Origin of the sequence: Paenibacillus sp. FSL P4-0338 (genome assembly GCF_038002365.1) — a bacterium.
Taxonomy (GTDB): Bacteria; Bacillota; Bacilli; order Paenibacillales; family Paenibacillaceae; genus Paenibacillus_AQ.
Window position 1 is genome coordinate 23,691 of the sequence record NZ_JBBOCG010000002.1, and the last position, 23,455, is coordinate 47,145.

The window sequence follows — 23,455 nt, forward strand, 5'->3', positions numbered from 1 at the left end:
CACTGGCATAATCCATTAAGATAGCAGGAGAATTACCTGTAGCTGGAATGGATAAAGATGTAACGGGTATGCGGGGAAGCGGCATAAGCCGCGGGTGACGAAAGGACGGACATATATGGCTAAGAAGGTAAAAGTATCGGAATTAGTGCAGCATTTTCAATTAGAGGTAGTATCCGGACATGATGGTCTGAAGAGACCGATAACAGTGGATGATTTGAACCGTCCCGGGCTGGAAATGGCCGGTTATTTCGAATATTATCCGGAAGAACGTGTGCAGTTATTAGGCAAAACAGAGCTGGCTTTCTTCTCTATGCTCTCAGAGGAAGAACGGAAAAGCCGGGTACGCGGAATCTGTAACGACAATACCCCATGTATCGTCATTACTCGTGGGCTGGATATTCCGCAGGAGCTTGTGGATATCAGCAACGAAAAGGGACTTCCGGTGTTGCGCAGCTCAATGGCGACTACGATTTTCTCAAGCAGACTGACTAGCTTCCTTGAGGGCAGACTGGCACCGACAGCAACAATTCACGGTGTTCTCTGTGATGTGTATGGGGTAGGGATGCTGATTACAGGCACCAGCGGCATTGGTAAAAGTGAAACAGCGCTTGAACTGGTTAAGCGCGGTCATCGCCTGATTGCCGATGATGCGGTGGAGATCCGCCAGACCTCGGATAATCAGCTTCATGGTACCGCACCGGAATTAATTCGTCACCTGCTGGAGATTCGCGGTGTAGGGATTATCAATGTTATGACGCTCTTTGGGGCAGGCGCTATCCGTAACCACAAGCGGATTACACTGGTGGTTAGACTGGAAGCCTGGCAGCAGGACAAGCAGTATGACCGTCTGGGACTTGATGAGGAGACGACACGGATTATTGATACCGATGTGCCCCTGGTTACCATCCCTGTCCGTCCGGGACGTAACCTTGCTGTCATTATCGAGGTGGCTGCGATGAATTACCGGCTCAAGCAAATGGGCTTCAATGCCGCGCTGCAATTTACAAATAAACTTACAGCCACCATCTCAGAAGATATGGATGATCTGGATTAGGAGTGTGAGAGCATGTTTTATTCACTAGCGATTAACCCGATTGTCTTCTCTATTGGATCGCTGCCGGTTCACTGGTATGGCCTGATTCTGGGTCTTGGTGCGCTTACCGGGTTATTCCTATGTATTCAAGAAGGCAAACGCTTCAACATTCCACAGGAGTTCTTCATGGATATGCTGTTGCTGGGTTTGCCATCGGCTATTATTGGGGCGCGTCTATACTTCGTAGCCTTCAAGTGGGAAGACTATAAGGATAACCTGCTTGATATCTTCAAGGTGTGGAATGGCGGTATTGCGATTTATGGCGCCTTAATCGGTGCGATTATCTGCGCGATTATTTATTTCCGCTATAAAGGCTACCCGTTCTGGCGTATCGTGGATATCTGTGCTCCCGGACTGCTCGCCGGCCAGATGATCGGCCGCTGGGGGAATTTCATCAACCAGGAAGCCTATGGCGGCGTGGTAGAGGAATCGTTCCTGCGGGATAAGCTGCATTTGCCGGACTTTATCGTTAATCAAATGTACATAGGGGATGCTTTTCACCATCCAACCTTCCTGTACGAATCACTCTGGAGTCTGCTGGGCATTTTGCTCCTCTTGGTGCTGCGCCGCCAGAAGTTCGTACGTGCCGGAGAAATCTTCATGTCTTACTTCATCTGGTACTCCATCGGCCGCTTCTTCATAGAAGCTCTGCGTACGGACAGCCTTGCCTTTGACGGCAGCAGCGGTGTGGCAGCCTTCATTAACGGGCTATGGAGTCCGATGAAGTGGATGGGCTTCGAGCAAGGATACCTTGATCCGGCTTACGGGAATATCCGCATCTCTCAGCTGCTCGCGCTATTCATCATTATTGCTGCCGTTGCCTTGATTATTGTTCGGCGGGTAAGTGGTCAGCCGAAGGATCATTACCTGGACCCGATCATTAGCACCAAACCGGCAGCAGCGGATACTGTGGTTCCAGAGAGTGCTGCTAATACGCCTCAGAAGCCTTCTCAGCCTGTTCAGCAGGTGGAAGATCCCTCTGAAGATAAGGAAACAAAGGAGTAATACAATCAATGATAGAATGCGTGTTATTTGATCTGGACGGAACGATTGTGAATACGAATGAGCTGATTCTTAATTCATTCATGCATGCGCTGAAGGAGAATAATCTGCCGGTTCTGACCCGTGAACAGATCATTCCCCTGATGGGAACTACACTTCAGCAGCAGCTAGGCGCGTTCTCCGGCCTGGAGCCGAAGGATATAGAAGTGCTGGAACGGTCCTACCGTTCGTACAACAATGCGCATCACGATGAGCTGGTCCGTTCTTTTCCAGATGTGAACGAGACGATGGAGGAGCTGCAGCGCCGGGGGATCAAGCTTGGGGTGGTGACCACCAAGATCCGGCCTAACACATTGAAGTCGCTGGAGATGTTCGATCTGCTAAAATATATGGAGACGATTGTTACGGTGAATGATGTGACTCATCCGAAGCCACATCCGGAACCGGTGCTCACGGCAGTTGCCAATCTGGGTGTTGATCCGGCCAAGACACTGATGGTAGGTGACAGTGCTGTCGATATTCAGTCTGCGAAGGCAGCAGGAGTTCGTGTAGCCGCTGTAGCCTGGTCGCTTAAGGGTGAGGCTGTGCTGCGCACCTATGAACCGGATTACATCATCCAGGAGATGAAGGACTTGTACTCTATTGTGGAGCAGGAGACTATGCAGCCGTGAGAAAGATAAGCCGTTATCCCGTGGAGGGGCATAATTCGCTCTGGCATATTTACCGTACGGTCAGCCCATGGAAGGGTGTGCGCAATTTTATTTTTATCCAGATTGCCCGTTATTGCCCGATTCTGCCGCTCAAGAACTGGATTTACCGCCGGGTGCTCGGGATGAAGGTAGGCAAGCATACTGCGTTTGGACTTATGGCGATGGTGGATGTTTTTTTTCCGGAGAAGATCTCTATTGGGGAGAACACGGTTATCGGCTATAACACTACGATCCTGGCCCATGAGTACCTCATCAAGGAGTACCGGCTGGGTGAAGTTATTATCGGTGAGAATGTAATGATTGGAGCTAACACGACTATTCTCCCTGGGGTTACGATTGGGGATGGGGCTACGGTTGCGGCGGGATCGGTGGTTCACAAGGATGTTGCTGCCGGTTCGTTCGTCGGGGGGAATCCGCTCCGCGAGCTGCGTAAACAGGAGGAATCATAATGGCTCAAAAAGAAAGAATACCACAGCTTGATATTTTTCGGGCAATCGCTATTTTTGCGGTGATCGCCATTCATGCCACTTCACGCACGTTGGCTGAGACACTGGGCACTTCCATGTTCGCTCCGTTTCTGTTCATAAATAAGTTCAGCCAGTTTGCGGTGCCTTCCTTTATATTCTTAAGCGGGTTCGTCCTCTTCTACAATTATATTGACCGTCCGCTGGGCGGGAAGGTGCTGGCCAAATTCTACAGCCGCAGGCTGATCTATATTATTGTGCCTTATCTTGTGTTTACGGTACTGTATTTTGGACTGAAAATGACGGCTGGTCATACCTGGGGGATGCCTCTTCAGGAGATGGGCGGGAAGTTCTTCAAGTATCTATGGACGGGTACGGCGTATACGCATCTCTACTATATCATCATCATTATCCAGTTCTATCTGCTGTTCCCGCTGATACTCTGGTGTCTGCAGAAAGTCCGGCATCTCGCGGCCTGGGCACCAGTGATTGGGCTTGCGTTACAGTGGGGCTTCGTGCTGCTTAACAAATATATGGTGAACCACGGGTATTGGCAGTTGTCCAAGGGGAGTCTGGCCATTACGTATTTCTCGTATTTCCTGCTGGGTGCGGCGATTGCGATCTACTACAGCTCTCTGAAAAAGTGGCTGATTCCCTCCCGCGAAGGCTGGCGTTCAGGTAAAGGTATGGGCTGGATGGTACTGTGGCTCTTATGGGCCGCTGCCGGGGCTTACCATGTGGTATTGTGGTATAACAACTATACGAAGAAAACAGTAATCAACAGTCTGTGGTATGAAGGGTTCTCGAACCTGCATGCCTTACTCTCTTGTCTGGTACTGTTTCAGCTGTCCTTCCTGCTGTACGGTGCAGGACGAAGCGTGCTGACAAGATTGCTGCTCTCGGCTGGGGCGTGCTCCTTCGGTATCTATCTGCTCCATCCGCTGCTGCTGTTCATGTACCGGAAGCTGCCGTTCCACGGCGGATCGCTGGCCTATACGGCGGCAATAGCGGGCGGCTGGCTGGTAGCCCTCGTGGGCTCCTGGCTGGTGGTTGCGCTTGCCTTCCGTTATGTGAAGCCGGCGTGGATGGTGTTCGGCTCTGCACCGCAGAAGCCGGCAGCAGCGCCAAAGGCGACAGTGTAGACTTAGTAATATATTAAAAGCGCCGGCTGGCCGCAGATGCGGCTGTCCGGCGCTTTTGCTGTAAACAGGCGGTTCTGAAGAGCACATTAGCCGCGCTGTTCCCCGGCCTGCTCGCGCTGGAAGTCGGCGATAGCCTGATACTGATCCTCCAGACTGCGGGATACTGAGATGAAGATGGGCAGCAGCTGTTTGTAGGCTTTGGCGTGGGCAGTAACCGGCTCATGCCGGTGAGTGGAGCCAATCATGCTGTAGACAGCATCGAAGGAATCAATCCGCCGGATGGCGTATAATCCCAGGACGACTGCGCCGAGGCAAGAGCTCTCAAAGCTCTCAGGGACGACTACCTCCTGATCAAAAATATCCGCCATCATCTGCCGCCATAACGCCGAGCGGGCGAAGCCGCCGGTAGCCAGGATTCTAACGGGCTCGCCGATGCATTCCTCCATGGCCAGCAATACAGTGTACATATTGAAGATGACACCTTCCAGCACCGCACGAATCATATGCTCCTTACGGTGATGCATGCTTAGCCCGAAGAAGGAGCCGCGGGCATCGGGATTCCACAGCGGTGCGCGTTCTCCGGTTAGATACGGGTGGAAGAGAAGTCCGTTGCTGCCGGGCGGCACTTGCTCAGCGATCCTGGTTAATACTTCGTAGGGATCAATGCCCAGGCGCTTCGCGGTCTCTACTTCAGATGCGGCGAACTCATCACGCACCCAGCGGAAGAGCATCCCGCCATTATTCACGGGGCCGCCGATTACCCAATGCTTGTCTGTCAGGGCGTAGCAGAATATCCGTCCTTTGGGATCGGTCAGCGGATGGTCAACTACAGTACGGATGGCACCGCTTGTGCCTATCGTTGCAGCGATTACCCCCGGCTCCATGGCCCCTACGCCCAGGTTAGACAGAACGCCGTCACTGGCGCCTGCGACAAACGGAGTGTCCTTGAGCAGACCGAGCTTTCCGGTAAGCTCAGGAAGCAGTCCCTGTAGGATATGGGTGGTCGGGACCGGACGGGATAGGCGCTCCGGAGTAACACCGGCAATCTGGAGCGCCTCCTCGTCCCAATCGAGCTTCTCCAGATTGAACATGCCGGTGGCAGAGGCGATGGAATGGTCAATCACATATTCGCCGAACAGCCGGAAGAAGATATATTCTTTGATGGAGATGAACTTGTAGGTCTGACGGAACAGCTCGGGCTGCTCCTCCCCCAGCCACATCAGCTTGGTGATTGGAGACATAGGGTGTATGGGCGTTCCTGTCCGCAGGTACAGCTCATGTCCGTTCAGTTCGTCCTTCAACCGCCGGGCACAGCGGCTGCTCCGGTTATCGGCCCAGGTAATGCAGGCGGTCAGCGGCTTACCCGCAGGATCTACAGCAATGACGCTATGCATAGCGGAGCTGAAGGAGACCAACAGAATGTCTTCAGGTGCGGCAAGGCTCTCCTGCATGACCGCTGCTATGGTATGAATTACGGCTTCCAGAATCTGCTCCGGGTCCTGTTCTGCGACAGAGGGGGAGGGCTGATGCAGCGGATAGCCCTGATTGCTCTGAGCGACAATCGTTCCGTTCTCCTCAAAGAGGACAGCCTTCGTGCTGGTGGTTCCAATATCAACGCCAATCATATAGGATGTACTCAAGCCGTCAGTCCTTCTTTCTGCTTCTGAATTAGATACCGGGAATACTTCATGGAGGAAATAAAGTACAATCATATTAACCTATTATATTCGCCGCTTATCCCGGTGGCAAAAGGAACTCTGTAATTCAAGCGAATTGTTGACGCAAAAGGATAGTCCGTGATACGATATTGCCACTGCTTTACTTTGCTACCACTTTACCATGATAAAGTATTTAAAGATACTCTTTAACATATCCGATGAGGTGAACAATGAAGATGGCCAAACCAAAAGGATTTGAAAAGCCTGCCGGCGTAAGGGATTATCTCCCGCGTGCGGTAACGAAGCTGCGCAAGATCGAGAAGGATGTACTTCACTGTATGAGCCGCTGGGGCTACCGGCAGATGATTACGCCTACTCTTGAATATTACGATACGGTCGGTGTAGCCAGCTCTACCTCCGATCAGAAGCTGTATAAATTGCTTAACAACCGTGGGCAGGCGCTGGTGCTGCGTTCAGAGATGACGGCACCTGTAGCCCGAGTAGTCTCCTCATTATTGAAGGATGAGCCGCTGCCGCTGCGTCTGTCCTACCATGCCAATGTCTTCCGGGCGATTGAAGAAGAGGCCGGGCGGGAGGCGGAATTCTTTCAGACCGGTGTGGAGCTTGTGGGTGATGATTCACCGGAGGCTGACGCAGAGGTAGTCGCGCTGGCGATTGCTTCACTACAGGCGGCAGGCGTAAAGTCTTTTAAAATAGCTATTGGACATGTCGGCTTCCTCGACGGTCTGTTCCAGGAGGCGGTATCCGGCTTACCGCAGGCTCAGGAGGAGCTGAAGAGCCATCTGCTCAGCCGCGATTATGTAGCCTTCCGCGAGACGCTGCGGCGTCTTGAGCTATCCACTGCACAGAAGCAGGAGCTGGACGGACTGCTGCGGCTGCGCGGCGGGAAGGAGATCTGCGGACAGGCGCTGGAGCTGAGTAACCATCCGGTGGCGCGCGCGTCGATCGAGCATCTGTGCAAGGTATGGGAGGTGCTGGTGGCTTACGGTGTCTCGCAGCATGTGCTGATTGATCTGACGATGATCGGTGATTTCTCTTACTATACAGGCATGACCTTCGAGGGATATGCTTCCGAGCTGGGCTTCCCGGTATGCAGCGGCGGCCGGTATGACAACCTGTTGCAGCAATTCGGGCGTCCGATTCCCTCTACCGGCTTCTCTCTGAAGACCAACCGTATTTTGGATGGAGTCTCCGGGCTGCCAGAAGAGGAAGAGCTGCCGGTTCTGGTCCAGTATGATGCACTGCGGCGCCAGGAGGGTCTTGCCGAAGCAGCGAGGCTGCGGTCGGAAGGGCATGTTGTGGTCACGCGGCTGGCAACCGGTCCGGAGGAGCTGAAGACCGTGAAGCGGCTGGATGCGGATACTATTCAGGCAGAGGGCGAGCTGTACGGCGAGATATACACGTTCGTGTCGTTTGTCAGCGAGCATGGGTGAGCGGAGCTGCTACAGGTAATTTTGAAATGATGATTTAACATGAAACGGGGGCGGGTATTGATGGCACAGATTCTTAAGGTAGCCATGCCGAAAGGCCGGATTTACAATAAAGCGGCAGAGCTGTTCCGCCAGGCGGGACTGCCGATTCCTCCGGATGGAGAAGAGTCGCGCAAGCTGGTGATTTCATTGCCGGAGGCCGGAATGGAGTTCATTCTGGCCAAGCCGGTAGATGTGCCCACTTATGTAGAGTATGGAGTGGCGGATATCGGTATTGTCGGTAAAGATGTACTGCTGGAGGAGAGCCGTGATGTGTACGAGCTGCTGGATCTCGGGATTGCCCGTTGCCGGATGTCGATTATCGGGCTTCCGAACTGGCAGCCGGGCATTCAGCAGCGGGTAGCCACCAAATACCCGAACGTGGCTTCGCGGTATTTCCGTGAGCAAGGCCAGCAGGTGGAGGTTGTGAAGCTGAACGGCTCCATTGAGCTGGCACCGCTGATCGGGCTGGCTGACCGGATCGTAGATATGGTAGAAACCGGCCAGACGCTGAAGGATAACGGTCTGGTGGAGATGACGAGCATCTTCGAGATTACCAGCCGCCTGGTGGCGAACCGGGTGAGTTACCGGATGAAGAATGCTGAGATTCAGCAGCTGTGCGACCGGTTGCAGGCTGTTATTGCAGAACCGGGGTTGCAGGTCCAATAATATATACAAAACTATAGAGCTCAAGGGGGAAGCGGCGGTGAAGATCCAGTCCAGTAAGGAATTTAAGCTGCAGCGTGAGGTGGAATACGGCACGCCGGAGCAGAACAAGGCCGTACGTGAAATCGTGGCCGATATCAAGCGGGAAGGCGACGCTGCGCTGCTCCGTTATACGGAGCGCTTCGACGGCGCTGCACTGACGCCAGCGCAGCTGCGCGTAACGCCGGAGGAGCTTGAGGCCGCCTATGGCCGGGTAGAGGAGTCCTTCGTGACGGCAATTCGCGCAGCAGCCGTGAATATCCGTGCGTTCCATGCGCGGCAGAAACGCAATTCCTGGATGGATCTGCAGCCGGACGGCACGATTCTCGGCCAGATCATCCGCCCGCTGAAGCGCGTGGGCGTCTATGTTCCCGGTGGCAAGGCGGCCTATCCGTCCTCGGTGCTGATGAACGTGATACCGGCACAGATTGCCGGGGTGCCGGAGATCGTGATGGTGACGCCGCCTTCGACGGGCGGCTCTGAAGGCATTGATCCTTATATTCTCGTGGCCGCCGCTGAAGCGGGCGTACACGAGATCTACCGCGTAGGCGGCGCGCAGGCCATCGCCGCTCTCGCCTTCGGCACGGAATCCATCGTGCCGGTCGACAAGATCTGCGGGCCAGGGAACATCTACGTGGCCCTGGCCAAGCGCGAGGTCTACGGCGCTGTCGACATCGACAGCATCGCCGGACCGAGCGAGATCGTCGTGCTCGCCGACGATACCGCCGAGGCCGCCTACATCGCGGCCGACCTGCTCTCGCAGGCCGAGCACGACGAGATGGCGTCGGCGATCCTCGTGACGCCGTCGCAGCGTCTCGCGGAGGCGGTGGCTGCCGAGGTTGAGCGGCAGCTGCAGGCATTGCCGCGCGAGGCGATCGCGCGGGCCTCGGTGGAGAACTACGGCGCGATTATCGTCGTAGACTCGCTTGAGGAGGGCATCTCCGTGGTGAACCGGCTGGCGCCGGAGCATCTGGAGATTGTGGTGAACGACCCGATGGGGCTGACCGGCGCAATTGAGAACGCCGGGGCGATCTTCCTCGGGCCGTACAGCTCGGAGCCGGTCGGCGACTACTTCGCCGGACCGAACCATATTATACCGACGAATGGCACAGCGCGGTTCTCCTCCCCTGTAGATGTGGACGACTTCATCAAGAAGTCCAGCCTGATCTATTACAGCAAGGAGGCGCTGCTACGGGACGGGGCGGCGATTATGGAGCTTGCCCGGCGCGAGGGGCTGGAAGGCCATGCACGCGCCATCGAAATCCGGCTTACGAACGAAGCGAAAGGTGGAGATACTAATGGAGAACAATAACAACGAATCGGCGCTGCGTAAGGCCGGACTTAGCCGTACAACCAATGAAACGGACATCAAGCTAACCTTTGCCGTGGACGGCAGCGGGGACTGCGAACTGGAGACTGATGTGCCGTTCCTGAATCATATGCTGGATCTGTTCACGAAGCATGGACAATTTGACCTCTCGGTGCAGGCGCGGGGAGATATCGAGATTGATGATCACCATACGGTGGAGGATATCGGTATCTGTCTCGGACAGGCCCTGCGTGAAGCGCTTGGCGATAAAAAAGGTATCAAGCGGTACGCCAGTGTCTTCGTCCCTATGGATGAGGCGCTTGCCCAGGTAGTGATCGATATCAGCAACCGGCCGCATTTCGAATACCGGGCAGCCTATCCTTCCCAGCAGGTAGGCAGCTTCTCAACAGAGCTGGTAGAAGAATTCCTCTGGAAGTTCGCGCTGGAGGCGAGAATTACGTTGCATGTCATCGTTCATTACGGCTCTAATACCCATCACATGATTGAAGCGGTCTTCAAGGCGCTGGGACGGGCACTGGACGAAGCGACTATCGTTGATCCCCGGGTGAAGGGCGTGCCTTCAACGAAGGGAGTGCTGTAGGATGGCCGTTGCAATCGTCGATTACGGCATGGGCAACCTGCACAGTGTCAGTAAGGCCGTAGAGCGGCTGGGGTATACGAGTCTTGTAACCTCGGACGCCGCCGAGATCCTGGCGGCAGACAGTGTCATTCTGCCGGGAGTCGGTGCCTTTGGCGATGCGATGGAGCACTTACGGGAGAGTGGAATGGACGATGTTGTCCGGGCCGCGGCGTCAGCGGGCCAGCCGGTGCTGGGCATCTGCCTCGGAATGCAGCTGCTGTTCAGCAGCAGCGAGGAGCATGGCGAGCATAAGGGGCTGGAGCTTCTGCCCGGCGCAGTGGTGCGCTTCGCCCCCCGGGACGGCTACAAGGTACCGCATATGGGCTGGAACAAGCTGAGCTTCCGTCAGCCGGAGAGTCCGCTGCTGGCAGGTCTGACGGAGGGCCATGTGTACTTCGTGCACTCCTATCATGTACTCGCGGCGGACAGCGATCTGCTGGCCGTCACAGACTATGGACATCCGGTAACGGCTATAGTGGCGCGCGGCAATGTCTACGGCATGCAGTTCCACCCGGAGAAGAGCGGGGAGCTTGGCATCAAGCTGCTGGGTAATTTCCTGCAGCTCCGGGCACAGCAGGCGTAGCCTGCCTGAATCACTAATTTGCAATGAAAGCGGGGAGTATTCATGTCTTCTTTTATCCTATATCCGGCGATTGATATCCGGGACGGCAAGTGTGTCCGGCTGCAGCAGGGTGATTATGCCCAAGAGACGATCTATAACGATAGTCCGGTAGAGGTGGCTAAGTCATGGGAAGAGCAGGGCGGGCAGTATATCCATCTTGTGGATCTGGACGGAGCCAAAGCAGGCTGTCCTGTGAATGATGCCATTATTGGAGCTATTGCTAAGCATGCGAATGTTCCTGTACAGGTCGGCGGCGGTCTCCGTACACTTGCCGATGTCGAGAAGCTGCTGGGCCTCGGCGTCAGCCGGGTGATTATCGGAACGGCTGCCATCAATGATCAGACTTTTACAGAAGCGGTTCTTGCCAAATACGGCGACAAAGTTGCCATCGGTATCGATGCGCGTAACGGCTTCGTGGCAACCCACGGCTGGCTTAATACCTCGGAGGTGCGCGCGGAAGACCTGGCTAGAGAGCTGGCTGCCAAGGGCGCTGAGACTTTCATCTATACCGATATCTCCCGCGACGGGATGATGCAGGGGCCGAACGTGGAAGGCATTCTGTCTATGGCCAAGGCAAGCGGCCGCAGCGTAATCGCCTCCGGCGGCGTGACCAGCCTTAATGATCTGCAGCGCCTGAACGTACATAGCGGCAGCGGGATCGGCGGGGCGATTGTGGGCAAGGCGCTGTATACCGGCAATATTAATCTGGCTGAAGCGCTGCAGACCCTGGGCCAATCCTCTGGATTGCGGTAAGTCTATACTAAGGAGGGGTCTTGGCATGTTGGCGAAACGGATTATTCCCTGTCTGGATGTGAAGGACGGGCGTGTGGTAAAAGGTGTGAATTTTGTGAATCTGCGCGATGCCGGAGATCCGGTGGAGCTTGCTGCACTGTACGACCGCGAGGGAGCGGATGAGCTGGTATTCCTCGATATTTCCGCTTCTGTGGAAGGCAGGGCGACCATGATTGAGGTGGTGCGGCAGACGGCGGGTGAGATTGCCATTCCCTTCACGGTGGGCGGGGGCATCTCGACCTCTGATGATATGAAGCGGATCCTGCGTGCCGGAGCGGACAAGATCGGCATTAACACAGCTGCTGTAAATAACCCCCAGCTGATTCTGGAGGGGGCCCGTCACTTCGGCTCCCAGTGCATTGTAGTGGCGATGGATGCCAAATATAATGAGGCTTGGGGCGAATGGGAAGTGTATACGCACGGCGGACGTACGCCCACGGGTATCCGGGCTTTGAACTGGGCTAAGGAAGCTGAGCGGCTGGGGGCCGGCGAGATTCTGCTTACAAGTATGGACGCGGACGGGACCAAGGACGGCTTCGACCTGAAGCTGACAGCGGCGGTCAGCGACCTGCTGAGTATTCCTGTCATTGCTTCTGGCGGGGCCGGGAGAATTGAGCATTTCTATGATGTATTTACGGAAGGCCGGGCAGATGCCGGACTTGCGGCAACCATTTTTCACTATAAAGAGATTGCTATTCATGATCTGAAGGCTGATCTGAAGCAAAGAGGAGTAGAGATCCGATGAGCGAGGACAAGAAGGATATCGTACTAAGCCAGCAGGAGGCAGTGTCCGGCATCCGCTGGAATGAAGCAGGCCTGCTGCCTGCTGTCATTCAGGATGCGCGCACCCTGGAGGTATTAATGTTCGCCTATATGAATCCTGAGTCGCTGCAGCGCTCACTTACGAGCGGCCAGACCTGGTTCTGGAGCCGTTCACGCAGCGAGCTGTGGCATAAGGGGGGGACGTCCGGCAATACGCAGGCGATTACCTCGATCCAGTACGATTGTGACAACGATACGCTGCTGGTGAAGGTAGTGCCGGAGGGTCCGGCCTGCCATACCGGGGAGAACAGCTGCTTCTTCCGCGAGATTCCGCTTGATTCACCGGCAACCGTAACTGACACTGCCGGGGCTGCCGTGAATGCTGCTGAAGCAGAGAGCGGCCGATTTGCGGTACTCGGTGAGCTGGAGCGTGTCATTGCCGAGCGTGAGGTGAACCGTCCGGAGGGAGCGTATACCACCTATCTGTTCGACAAGGGCGTGGACAAGATCCTGAAGAAGGTCGGTGAGGAAGCCTCCGAGACGATCATTGCCGCCAAAAACAAAGATAATGCTGAGCTTCGCCTGGAGGTCAGCGATCTGATCTATCACCTGCTCGTGCTGCTGCAGGAGCGCAAGCTTCCGCTGGATGAGATTCTGGAAGAGCTGAGCGCCCGCCATGAACGGCCGCGTCGGGATTAGGAGGAACTTTCAGCATGCACATCGATTATCATACCCATCATGAACGCTGCGGCCATGCGGTCGGGAAGCTGGAGGAGTATGTGCAGCGGGGCATCGCTCTGGGGCTTGAGCAGCTCGGGCTGTCGGATCATCTGCCGCTTATCCATGTCGACCCGGACCGCTACTATCCCGAGATGGCTATGCCTCTTGCGGAGCTTCCGCGATATGTGGAGGAATGCCTGTCGCTGAAGGAGCGCTACCGGGGCACGATTGAGCTGCGGGTCGGGCTGGAGGCGGATTATATTGAGGGGTATGAGGAACAGATCCGCGAGCTTTTGGCACCCTATCCGTGGGATTACCTGATTGGTTCGGTGCATTTCCTGGGAGAATGGGACATTACCGACCACCGGCAGACCCATGGCTGGGAAGGCCGGGATGTAATGGCGGTATACCGCCGTTATTATGATGCTGTACAGAAGTCGGCGTTATCGGGATTATATGATATTATAGGACATATGGACGTCATCAAAAGGTTCGGTTACGGCCCCCGGACGCCGGAGGACCTGGCGGAGGCCAGAGCGCTTGAGCTGGATACGCTGAAGGTCATCGCCCGCAGCGGAATCGCCATGGAGCTGAATGCTTCCGGGCTGACCAAGCCGTGCGCCGAGATGTTCCCGGCAGAGCATGTTCTTGTTCAGGCGCTGGAGCTGGGTATTCCGCTCACGGTTGGCTCTGATGCGCATGATCCCATGAAGCTGGGAGACGGCTTACCAGAGGCCCGGGACATGCTCTGGCGCACCGGCTTCCGCGAGCTGGCCGTTTTTGAAGGACGCCGCCGTACCAATGTGCCGTTAGCATTATAAATTATAATCCCAGGAGGGTACTATGCATCATCAATTACGGATTTTTTCCGGTTCGTCGAATCCGAAGCTTGCCGCTGATATTGCGGAGCGCCTTGGTGCGCCGCTTGGCCAGATCAAGCTGACCCGTTTCAAAAGCGGCGAGATTTATGTGCATTATGAAGAGAGCATCCGGAACTGCGACGTATTTTTGGTGCAATCCCTGGCTCATCCGATTAACGAGCTGTTTGTTGAGCTGCTGGTCATGATTGATGCCGCCAAGCGCGCATCGGCCAGAACGGTGAACATTATCGTTCCTTATTACGGGTACGCCCGGCAGGAGCGCAAATCAGCACCGCGTGAACCAATCTCGGCCAAAATGGTCGCCGATGTGCTGACCACCGCCGGTGCAACGCGCGTAATTACCATTGATCTGCATGCCGCAGCCATACAGGGATTCTTCAATATTCCGGTCGATCATCTGACCGCGCTTGATCTGATCAGCGGTTATCTGAAGGTGAAGGGTCTTACCGATCTGGTCGTGGTCTCCCCGGATGCGGGACGCGCATCCATGGCGGAGAAGCTGGCCAGCCGCCTGGATTCGCCGTTCGCCATCATGATTAAGAAGCGTCCGGCTCATAATGAATCGGTGATCACCCATGTCATTGGTGATGTGGAAGGCAGGACGCCGATCATTATCGAGGATCTTATTGATACCGGAACGACTATCGTCAATGTGGTGGAGGGCCTGAAGGAGCGGGGGGCGCGGAACAGCATCGTCTGTGCTACACACGGACTGTTCTCCGGAGATGCGCTTGCGCGGATGGACCATCCCAATATCGACGAGATTGTCATTACCGATTCCATTGCCCTGCCGGACGAGCATTCCAGCAGATTCGCAGTGCTCTCGGTAGCCCCCATGCTGGCGGAGGCCACGCGCATTATCATCGAGGGCGGTTCCATAGATAAGCTATTCAGAGACGCGGGGATTTAACTCCCGCGTCTTTTTTGTGAATGAGATGTGAGCAGGCCCTAAGGCTGTATTTTTCCAATCTTTTCACTCCCGTTAGCACTCTCTTGAGATTGAGAATCTCGTTGCCACATGTGGTATACTGTGTGAAGAAGACAGCCGAGACCATAAATGGAAACGAACAGGTAAGGCTAGGGAAGCTGACAAAAGGGAGGTGCCTTGCTTCCATGATTGAGAGAACTTCAGAGAATGTCGCGGAGAACAGTAACATCATTCCGGTCACTCTGGATGCCAATTTTTTCTTTGAAAGAGCCGTTCGGTCGCTGGACCGCTTTCAATATGATAAGGCATTAAGAAATTTTCGCAAAGCTGTTGAATATGAGCCGGATAATCCGGTGAATCATTGCAATATGGCGGGTATATTATCTGAGATGGGCAATTATACCGCATCTAACGAGATTCTTATCCATGTTCTGGAGAAGATCGACCCTGCTATGACGGAATGCCATTTCTATATGGCTAATAACTTCGCTAATATGGAAAGCTTTGAAGAGGCGGAGCGTTCGCTGGTCACCTACTTGGAAGAGGATGCTGACGGCGAGTTCATGACCGAATCCGAAGAACTGATGGAGCTGCTGCAATATGAGCTGAACCGGCCTGCTCCGCTGGTGCGTATCCGCAGCCGTGAGGGAGTCGTAGAGCATGACCAGGCGCGAAGTCTGCTGGAGGAAGGCAAGTTCCCTCAGGCTGTAGAGCTGCTGGAGGAGATCATTGCAAGCACCCCGGATTTTTTGGCTGCGCATAATAATCTGGCACTCGCCCATTTCTATATGGGCCGGTTCGCCAAGGCGAAGGAATGTCTGAATGAAGTGCTCAAGCAGGACCCTGGCAATCTGCACGCTCTGTGCAATATGGCCATCTTCCTGCAGTATGCAGGGGACAAGGGGCAGCTTGAGACGCTGCTGGGGATGCTTGAAGCAACGGTGCCGTTCCATCAGGAGCATGTATTCAAAATGGCCACAACCATGGGTATCCTGGGCCGGCACACCGCCGCTTACAGCCATTTCCGCCGTCTGCTGAAGGACGAGGAGGTCGCCGGAGACGCCGGGCTGTATCATTATTGTGCAGCGGCGGCAAGCAATAGCGGAAGACTTGATGAGGCGCTGCGCTGCTGGAGACAGGCAGCCAAGCTGGACCCAGCTTCCGCTGTCCCTGCGTTCTTCCTGTCCCAGCTCCAGCAGGCCCGTGCAGAAGGACATCCTATGCCTACTGTCAGCTATAATTATCAGCTGCCTTTCCAGGAGCAGCTGAAGCAGTGGAAGGGCAATACGGGCAGATTCACTGAAGAAGTGCGGAATAATCCGCTATTGCGTGCCTCGTTCTTCTGGGCGCTGCGCTACGGCGATTCTGCTACGAAGCTTCAGGTGACCGAGGCTCTCCGCTGGATTGAGGACGAGGAGATGTCTGAGGTGTTGCGCGGAGTTCTGGAGCAGGAGCCGCTGCAGGAGGACCGCCTGCAGGAGGCAGCATTGTTCAGCCTTCAGCGGCTGATCGGGGAGAACCTGAATGAAGCCGGCGGTTCGCCCGGCGAAGAGCAGGAGCCTGCGGCTGCTCCCGGACCCAAGGGGATACTGCCAGGAACCAGCGGCTTATCGCCGTCCACTACCCGTATTTGAAGCAATTGCTGTTGTAAGAACATCTACTTGTAAGGAGGCCAATGTAATGTACAAAACGATTGTAATCGGAACAGGCCCGGCCGGGCTGACTGCTGCCATTTATCTGGCGCGTGCGAACCTGAGCCCGCTGGTAATTGAAGGCTTGCAGCCTGGGGGACAACTGACAACGACAACAGAAGTGGAGAACTTTCCAGGCTTCCCTGAAGGGATTCTGGGTCCGGACCTGATGGACAATATGCGCAAGCAGGCAGAACGCTTCGGCGCTGAATTCAAGAACGGCTGGGTGGAGTCGGTGGACTTCTCACAGCGTCCGTTCAAGGTAACAGTGGACGGAATGGGTGTACTGGAAGCGGAGTCAGTCATTATTTCAACCGGGGCCTCTGCAAGATATCTGGGCATCCCGGGCGAGCAGGAGAATGTGGGCCGTGGGGTCAGCACCTGTGCGACCTGTGACGGCTTCTTTTTCCGTAATAAAAAGATTGTCGTCGTCGGCGGAGGTGACTCTGCCATGGAGGAAGCCAGCTTCCTGACCCGTTTTGCTTCCAGCGTAACGCTGGTTCACCGCCGTCCCGAGCTGCGGGCCTCGAAGATCATGCAGGACCGGGCGCGTGACAACAGCAAGGTAACCTGGGCCTTGAACCGCACACCGGTAGAAGTAACGGTAGGAGAGACCGGAGTGAAGGGTCTTACGGTGCTTAATAATGAGACAGGTCTGACAGAGCTGGTAGAGGCAGACGGTGTGTTCGTAGCGATTGGACACACACCGAACACAGCCTTCTTGGGCGGGCAGATCAATACGGATGCTAATGGCTATATCGTGGTGAATCCGGGTACCACCGAGACCAACATCCCGGGTGTATTCGCCTGCGGCGATGTGCAGGACACCCGTTACCGCCAAGCGATATCGGCAGCGGGAACCGGCTGTATGGCCGCTATGGATGCCGAGAAGTTCCTGGAAGGCACGATGGTGCACGACTGGAGCGAATCGCTGGACAAATAACGGGTTTACAACAATTACCCGCACAGGTAAAATGTACTTAATTAGATAAGATACCCACTAGGGGAGCCTGAATAGGCTGAGACGGGAAAATTGAATTTCCGGACCCTTGAACCTGATCTGGATCATACCAGCGTAGGAAAGTGGAGTCGGACCTTTTTTGAGTACAGTCTTATTTGGCTGTTTCTTTAATAAAGCCGCTCCAGGTGGAGCGGCTTTTTGACTTGCAGGAATCTATAGATTCTTCAGCTCAATCTGCTGCGTGACCTCTTATCTGATGAGTGTACAGAGCGAAGAGGAGGAGATTGAAATGACAGGAATGGGTAAAAACGAAGAGGTGGATCTTTCCGGATTCCCCGCAAGCCGTAAAGTGTATGTGGAGGGCTCACGCCCGGATATCCAAGTTCCGATGCGTGAGATCAGCCTTAGCAGAACCGAAGGCGTTGCCGGGGAAGAGGAGAATGCTCCGCTGCGTGTCTATGACACAAGCGGTATTTACACGGATGCCGCGGAAGAGACTGACATTCGGAGGGGGCTGCCGCCGCACCGTTCAAGCTGGATTGCGGAGCGTGGCGATTCGGAGGAATACACCGGAAGAGCCGTCCGGCCGGAGGATAACGGAATCCGCAGACAAGGGGCTGCCGCCGAAGCTTGTCCAGGACTGCGCAGGAATCCCCAGCGGGCCTATACAGGCGGTAATGTAACTCAACTACATTATGCAAGGCAAGGGATTATAACACCGGAAATGGAGTATATTGCGATCCGCGAGAATACCCGGCCGGAGTTCGTACGGGATGAAGTGGCAGCGGGCCGTGCCATTATCCCGGCCAATATAAATCACCCGGAGAGTGAGCCGATGATTATCGGCCGTAACTTCCTGGTGAAGATCAATGCGAACATCGGAAATTCTGCGGTCACTTCTTCTATAGAAGAGGAAGTGGAGAAGATGCGGTGGGCGACCCGCTGGGGGGCTGACACCATTATGGATCTCTCCACCGGTTCCAAGATCCATACCACCCGGGAGTGGATTATCCGCAATTCTCCTGTGCCGGTCGGTACAGTGCCCTTATACCAGGCGCTGGAGAAGGTGAACGGCATTGCCGAGGACTTAACCTGGGAGCTCTATCGTGACACGTTGATTGAACAGGCGGAGCAGGGAGTGGATTACTTCACCATTCATGCAGGGGTGCTGCGGCGCTATATTCCGCTGACTGCCCGGAGAATGACTGGCATCGTATCCCGGGGCGGATCGATTATGGCCGCCTGGTGCCTGGCTCATCAGCAGGAGAACTTCCTGTACACACACTTCGAAGATATATGTGAGATTATGAAGACGTATGATGTGGCCTTCTCACTTGGGGATGGCCTGCGTCCCGGCTCAATCGCCGACGCCAATGACGAAGCTCAGTTCGCCGAGCTGGAGACGCTGGGAGAACTGACCCTACTAGCCTGGAAGCACGATGTTCAGGTCATGGTTGAAGGTCCGGGGCATGTGCCGCTGCACAAGATTAAGGAGAATATGGACAAGCAGCTTGAGATTTGCCGGGAAGCTCCTTTCTATACGCTTGGGCCGCTGACTACGGATATTGCACCCGGCTATGATCACATCACTTCGGCCATCGGAGCCGCGATGATCGGGGGGCTCGGCACGGCGATGCTGTGTTACGTTACCCCTAAGGAGCATTTAGGCCTGCCTGACAAGAATGATGTGCGCGAAGGCGTCATTACCTACAAAATTGCTGCACATGCTGCAGACCTTGCCAAGGGACATCCGGGAGCGCAGGACCGTGACGATGCGCTGTCCAAGGCGCGGTTCGAGTTCCGCTGGCGCGACCAGTTCCATCTTTCCCTCGACCCGGAAAGAGCGCTCGCGTATCATGACGAGACCCTGCCGGCGGAGGGGGCGAAGCAGGCGCATTTCTGTTCGATGTGTGGTCCTAAGTTCTGCAGCATGCGGATTTCGCATGATATCCGTAATTCCCATAGATGGAGCAAATCACTCTAACTTAGCTGCTAATACAGCGGAATCGTAACATTCTCAGGCTATCTCCCAAGCTGAAAGGCTTGCGGGGATAGTCTTTTTATAGTTAGTGATTACAATCACAATTCACCTCTGTACCCTATGCTAAGCTATTGCCTGAGAAGAATTCTCATTAGTGAGGTGTGCAAAAGGATGAGCAAAGCGTTGAAGCTGGATGAATCGGTCTTTGAGCTGGTAACCAGGCACCCGGAAATTGTTGAGATCATGGTGGAGCTGGGTTTTCGTGATATTGCGAAGCCTGGAATGCTGCAGACTGCAGGACGATTCATGACCCTGTCCAAAGGAATGAAATTAAAGAAAATAGAGCTAGAAACCGTTCGGCTGGCCTTTCAGCAGCATGGTTTCGAGATTATAGAATAGAAGGAGAGATTACGATGAGCGAACTGATTAATAACCGCGAGGTCGATATTCCGGAACAGACACGCCGCCAGGCTATGCTGAGAGAGATCATCAAGGAGCTGCATGCGGGCAAAAGCGTGGAGGAGGTTAAGGCACGATTTGAAGAGGCGGTAGGCGATGTTACGGTGGAGGAAATCTCCGCCATGGAGCACTCCCTAATGACCGAGGAAGGCATTCCGGTAGAGGAAGTACAGCGCCTCTGCTCCGTGCATACGGCGATTTTCAAAGGCTCGATTGAACAAATTCACCGTTCTTCTAAGCCCGAGGAGCAGCCCGGTCATCCCGTGCATACGTTCAAGCTGGAGAACCGCGAGATCGAGCGTCTGGTCAACTTCCGGCTGGAGCTGCATGCGGATAAGTTCAAGAAGAACGCCAGCGATGAGATTATTTTCAAACTGCTGGAGGACCTGAGTCTGCTGCTGGATCTCGACAAGCACTACAGCCGCAAGGAGAATCTCCTGTTCCCTTACCTGGAGAAGTACGGTATATACGGTCCTACGAAGGTAATGTGGGGAGTCGATGACGGAATCCGCAATATGATCAAGGAAGCCAAGAAGGCGCTTAGCGCCTATAACGGGGATAGCGGGCAAATTACAGCCGCACTTGAAGAGATTATTAAGGAAGTCAATGAAATGATCTTCAAGGAAGAGAATATTCTGCTACCGATGGCGCTGGATAAGCTGACTGAGGATGAGTGGGTCAAAATCGCCCGCGAAAGCGATGAAATCGGCTTCTGCCTGACTGCGCCGGATCAGGAATGGGTACCGGAACGTGCGGCGGAGCCTGAGGGCGCTGATGTTCCGGCGGAAGAAGGGGAAGGTCTGTCCCCCCAGGGCTTCATCCGGTTCGAGACCGGGCTGTTGTCGCTCCACCAGCTTGAGACGCTGATGAATCATCTGCCGGTGGATCTCACCTTTATCGATGAGAACGATGTCGTCCGCTACTTCTCGCATGGCAAGGAACGGATCTTCGCCCGGACGAAGGCTGTCATCGGCCGCACCGTGCAGAACTGCCATCCGCCGCAAAGCGTGCATGTTGTTGAGAAGCTGCTGGCGGATTTCAAGGCCGGAGTGAAGGATGCTGAGGATTTCTGGATTAACATCAAGGATAAATTCATCTATATCCGTTATTTCGCCGTGCGGGATGCAGACGGCCGTTATATGGGGACGCTGGAATTCACCCAGAATATCGCACCGATCCGTGCCCTTGAGGGCCAGAAGCGGATTTTGTCGGAATAGCAGTAATACGTCCGGTGCCTTACAATAGAAGAGAATGAACGGACTTTCTTGCCTGCCTGGTGAGAAAGTCTTTTTGTTAAAAAATAAGAATTTATATGTTTTGGGGTTATGTTATGCGGGTTGCCGCCGGGCTGAAGCTGCCAGTGAGCGTTCCGGCCAGCTTCCTCAAGCCCATTGCCCCGGGTGTATCGCCTTTCCTTGACCGCAGGGGAGGCTTCTATTATAGTGGGTACGTAGGATTAACTATTTTAGCATAGAAAAAGGTGGCTTGTAACATGTCTGAACATATCTACGTTGGCGTGGATTTAGGTGGTACCACGATTAAGGTTGGAATCTGTAATGCCGAGGGAAGCCTGCTGCACACTTACGAAGGTCCGACAGGGACTGCGGATGGCGTCGATGCTGTCATCGATAATATCGAGAAGTATGTACGCCAGATTGTGGAGGACTCTCCGTACTCCTGGGACCAGTTGGCTGGTGTGGGTGCGGGACTGGCCGGATTTACGAATATTCGTGAAGGTATCATCATCCTTGCGCCCAACATAGGATTTAGAGATGTGCCGATCCGCTCCATTCTGGAGGGTCGTCTGAACAAGCCAGTCAAAATAGACAATGATGCTAACGTGGCTGCACTGGGCGAAGCCTGGAGCGGTGCAGGGCGCGGCATAGAGAATTGTGTCTGCTATACGCTCGGTACGGGTGTCGGCGGCGGTATTATTATTAATGGTAAGGTGTATCAGGGCTTTGCCGGTCTTGCCGGCGAGCTGGGACATATCTCTGTGGTGCCCGATCTGGAAGCGATCCAGTGCGGCTGCGGGAACATGGGCTGTTTGGAAACCGTTTCCTCAGCGACAGGCATTATCCGCATGGCGAATGATGCTGTAGCACGCGGGGACCGGACCTCCTTGTCCACCGTTGAAAAAATCGCTGCGAAGGAAGTATTCGATGCCGCTAAGGCAGGCGATGAGGCTGCGCTGCGTATTGTGAACCGGGCGGCCTTCTACCTGGGCAAATCGATGGCTTCCGTTGCAGCGGTTCTGAACCCAGAAGTATTCATCGTCGGTGGCGGAGTCTCCAAGGCAGGCGATATTCTGTTCGATGAAGTCCGCCGGGTGTTCGCTAAGCTGGCGCCTGCCCCTCTGCAGACCGGTGTTACGATTGTACCTGCAGCACTTGGCAATGACGCCGGTATTATTGGTGCGGCAGGGCTGCTGCTGCGTTCTTAAAAGACTGGAATTATTCATATACTAATTATAGGGAGGGATGCTGTAATGACTGACCTCGAGCAAACCCTGCCCGCCCATGCCACCCTGATTATCATTACAGGCATGTCGGGTGCGGGCAAGACGATTGCCGTGCAGAGCCTGGAGGATCTGGGGTTCTTCTGCGTGGACAATCTACCGCCTGTGCTAATCCCGAAATTCGCTGAGCTGATTGAGCAGTCCAAAGGTAAAATCGCCAAGGTCGCGCTGGTCATCGACCTCAGGGGGCGGGAATTCTTCACCGCCTTGTCGGAGTCTTTGGCCTATATCAAGGACGAGTCAACGATCGGGTGTGAGATCCTTTTCCTGGATGCCACAGATTCAGTGCTTGTACAGCGTTACAAGGAGAGCCGGAGGCATCATCCGCTTGCTCCCAAGGGCATGCCGCTGGACGGCATCCGCATGGAGCGCCAGATGCTGGAGGAACTGAAGAATTCAGCTACTCTGTGTCTGGATACCAGCAGCATGAAGCCGGTGCAGCTCAAAGAAAAAATAGTGTCACGCTTCTCCCACCTCGGGAAAAGCACCCTCTCGGTTAACATTACTTCGTTTGGATTCAAGTATGGAATTCCGATTGATGCTGACCTGGTGTTCGACGTCCGCTTCCTGCCTAATCCACATTATGTGGATCAGCTGCGGCCTAAGACAGGCCAAGACAACGAGGTGTACGACTATGTAATGAAATGGCCTGAAACGCAAGAATTTCTGACCAAGCTGCTAGATATGCTTCAATTCCTTATTCCGCAATACCGCAAGGAAGGCAAATCCCAGATTATTATCGGCATCGGCTGTACAGGCGGCAAACACCGCTCGGTAGCCATCGCCGAATACCTGGGCAAAATGCTGGGAGTTAGCGAGACGGAAGCGGTAGCAGTCAGCCATCGGGACTCCGAACGCGACCGGCATTGATGAGAGAAGGGATGATTAGTGGCTGAAGAACAAGGACAGCGTCCGAAGATCGTCGTG

The 23,455-nt window shown here is 54.7% G+C and carries 23 protein-coding genes and 1 riboswitch; of the genes, 22 read left to right on the plus strand and 1 reads right to left on the minus strand.

Annotation, left to right across the window (positions count from 1 at the left end):
* Positions 1–115 precede the first annotated feature (115 nt).
* The 5 genes from hprK to MKZ07_RS24225 are packed head-to-tail and all read left to right on the plus strand — an operon-like array spanning position 116 to position 4,411.
* Positions 116–1,054 (plus strand): HPr(Ser) kinase/phosphatase, encoded by a 939-nt coding sequence (hprK, locus tag MKZ07_RS24205; RefSeq protein WP_036690036.1) that lies wholly within the window; start codon positions 116–118, stop codon positions 1,052–1,054.
* A gap of 12 nt (positions 1,055–1,066) precedes the next feature.
* Positions 1,067–2,098 carry a prolipoprotein diacylglyceryl transferase gene (lgt, locus tag MKZ07_RS24210; RefSeq protein ID WP_036690037.1) on the plus strand — a complete coding sequence of 344 codons (1,032 nt, stop codon included), beginning with the start codon at positions 1,067–1,069 and terminating at the stop codon, positions 2,096–2,098.
* Between the two features lie 8 nt (positions 2,099–2,106).
* Positions 2,107–2,766, plus strand: coding sequence for a pyrophosphatase PpaX (gene ppaX, locus MKZ07_RS24215; protein ID WP_036690039.1), 660 nt, complete (start codon positions 2,107–2,109; stop codon positions 2,764–2,766).
* Positions 2,763–3,254, plus strand: a complete 492-nt coding sequence (locus MKZ07_RS24220) for an acyltransferase (protein WP_036690040.1) — start codon at positions 2,763–2,765, stop codon at positions 3,252–3,254. Before ppaX ends, MKZ07_RS24220 begins: the two co-directional genes overlap by 4 nt.
* The gene (locus MKZ07_RS24225) at positions 3,254–4,411 is read left to right on the plus strand and encodes an acyltransferase (RefSeq protein ID WP_076155995.1); all 1,158 of its coding nucleotides are present in this window, start codon (positions 3,254–3,256) and stop codon (positions 4,409–4,411) included. The genes MKZ07_RS24220 and MKZ07_RS24225 overlap by 1 nt, the downstream gene beginning before the upstream one ends.
* A gap of 86 nt (positions 4,412–4,497) precedes the next feature.
* Here MKZ07_RS24225 and gntK read toward each other — a convergent pair whose 3' ends face one another.
* On the minus strand, positions 4,498–6,036 hold the full coding sequence (gene gntK / locus MKZ07_RS24230) for a gluconokinase (RefSeq protein ID WP_036690121.1): 1,539 nt from the start codon (positions 6,034–6,036) through the stop codon (positions 4,498–4,500).
* Positions 6,037–6,305: 269 nt separating this feature from the next.
* Here gntK and MKZ07_RS24235 point away from each other — a divergent pair, with 269 nt between their 5' ends.
* The 17 genes from MKZ07_RS24235 (at position 6,306) to rapZ (ending at position 23,398) form a co-directional block, all read left to right on the plus strand.
* Positions 6,306–7,523 carry an ATP phosphoribosyltransferase regulatory subunit gene (locus MKZ07_RS24235; RefSeq protein ID WP_036690122.1) on the plus strand — a complete coding sequence of 406 codons (1,218 nt, stop codon included), beginning with the start codon at positions 6,306–6,308 and terminating at the stop codon, positions 7,521–7,523.
* A gap of 60 nt (positions 7,524–7,583) precedes the next feature.
* Complete coding sequence (gene hisG, locus MKZ07_RS24240; RefSeq protein WP_036690044.1) at positions 7,584–8,228, plus strand: ATP phosphoribosyltransferase; 645 nt, start codon at positions 7,584–7,586, stop codon at positions 8,226–8,228.
* A gap of 37 nt (positions 8,229–8,265) precedes the next feature.
* Positions 8,266–9,576, plus strand: a complete 1,311-nt coding sequence (hisD, locus tag MKZ07_RS24245) for a histidinol dehydrogenase (protein ID WP_076155992.1) — start codon at positions 8,266–8,268, stop codon at positions 9,574–9,576.
* Complete coding sequence (gene hisB / locus MKZ07_RS24250) at positions 9,563–10,174, plus strand: imidazoleglycerol-phosphate dehydratase HisB (RefSeq protein WP_036690047.1); 612 nt, start codon at positions 9,563–9,565, stop codon at positions 10,172–10,174. The genes hisD and hisB overlap by 14 nt, the downstream gene beginning before the upstream one ends.
* A gap of 1 nt (position 10,175) precedes the next feature.
* Entirely contained in the window at positions 10,176–10,796 is a 621-nt protein-coding gene (hisH, locus tag MKZ07_RS24255; RefSeq protein WP_036690049.1) for an imidazole glycerol phosphate synthase subunit HisH, read from the plus strand.
* A 42-nt stretch (positions 10,797–10,838) separates the two neighbouring features.
* Complete coding sequence (hisA, locus tag MKZ07_RS24260; RefSeq protein ID WP_036690050.1) at positions 10,839–11,588, plus strand: 1-(5-phosphoribosyl)-5-[(5-phosphoribosylamino)methylideneamino]imidazole-4-carboxamide isomerase; 750 nt, start codon at positions 10,839–10,841, stop codon at positions 11,586–11,588.
* Positions 11,589–11,613: 25 nt separating this feature from the next.
* Positions 11,614–12,372 carry an imidazole glycerol phosphate synthase subunit HisF gene (gene hisF, locus MKZ07_RS24265; protein WP_036690052.1) on the plus strand — a complete coding sequence of 253 codons (759 nt, stop codon included), beginning with the start codon at positions 11,614–11,616 and terminating at the stop codon, positions 12,370–12,372.
* Complete coding sequence (hisIE, locus tag MKZ07_RS24270) at positions 12,369–13,088, plus strand: bifunctional phosphoribosyl-AMP cyclohydrolase/phosphoribosyl-ATP diphosphatase HisIE (RefSeq protein ID WP_036690054.1); 720 nt, start codon at positions 12,369–12,371, stop codon at positions 13,086–13,088. The genes hisF and hisIE overlap by 4 nt, the downstream gene beginning before the upstream one ends.
* Positions 13,089–13,102: 14 nt before the next feature.
* Positions 13,103–13,930: a histidinol-phosphatase HisJ gene (hisJ, locus tag MKZ07_RS24275; protein ID WP_036690055.1), complete on the plus strand. Its 828-nt coding sequence runs from the start codon at positions 13,103–13,105 to the stop codon at positions 13,928–13,930.
* A 22-nt stretch (positions 13,931–13,952) separates the two neighbouring features.
* Entirely contained in the window at positions 13,953–14,900 is a 948-nt protein-coding gene (locus tag MKZ07_RS24280) for a ribose-phosphate diphosphokinase (protein ID WP_036690058.1), read from the plus strand.
* A gap of 203 nt (positions 14,901–15,103) precedes the next feature.
* Positions 15,104–16,552, plus strand: a complete 1,449-nt coding sequence (locus MKZ07_RS24285; RefSeq protein ID WP_076155983.1) for a tetratricopeptide repeat protein — start codon at positions 15,104–15,106, stop codon at positions 16,550–16,552.
* A gap of 46 nt (positions 16,553–16,598) precedes the next feature.
* Positions 16,599–17,552, plus strand: a complete 954-nt coding sequence (trxB, locus tag MKZ07_RS24290) for a thioredoxin-disulfide reductase (RefSeq protein WP_076077056.1) — start codon at positions 16,599–16,601, stop codon at positions 17,550–17,552.
* A 49-nt stretch (positions 17,553–17,601) separates the two neighbouring features.
* A riboswitch (TPP riboswitch) is annotated at positions 17,602–17,708 on the plus strand.
* A 151-nt stretch (positions 17,709–17,859) separates the two neighbouring features.
* Entirely contained in the window at positions 17,860–19,554 is a 1,695-nt protein-coding gene (thiC, locus tag MKZ07_RS24295) for a phosphomethylpyrimidine synthase ThiC (RefSeq protein WP_076155981.1), read from the plus strand.
* Positions 19,555–19,722: 168 nt separating this feature from the next.
* On the plus strand, positions 19,723–19,950 hold the full coding sequence (locus MKZ07_RS24300; protein WP_036690062.1) for a DUF1858 domain-containing protein: 228 nt from the start codon (positions 19,723–19,725) through the stop codon (positions 19,948–19,950).
* A gap of 14 nt (positions 19,951–19,964) precedes the next feature.
* Complete coding sequence (locus MKZ07_RS24305; RefSeq protein ID WP_036690064.1) at positions 19,965–21,227, plus strand: DUF438 domain-containing protein; 1,263 nt, start codon at positions 19,965–19,967, stop codon at positions 21,225–21,227.
* 275 nt (positions 21,228–21,502) lie between these two features.
* Complete coding sequence (locus MKZ07_RS24310) at positions 21,503–22,453, plus strand: ROK family glucokinase (protein WP_036690067.1); 951 nt, start codon at positions 21,503–21,505, stop codon at positions 22,451–22,453.
* A 45-nt stretch (positions 22,454–22,498) separates the two neighbouring features.
* The gene (gene rapZ / locus MKZ07_RS24315) at positions 22,499–23,398 is read left to right on the plus strand and encodes an RNase adapter RapZ (protein WP_036690069.1); all 900 of its coding nucleotides are present in this window, start codon (positions 22,499–22,501) and stop codon (positions 23,396–23,398) included.
* Positions 23,399–23,455: the final 57 nt, after the last annotated feature.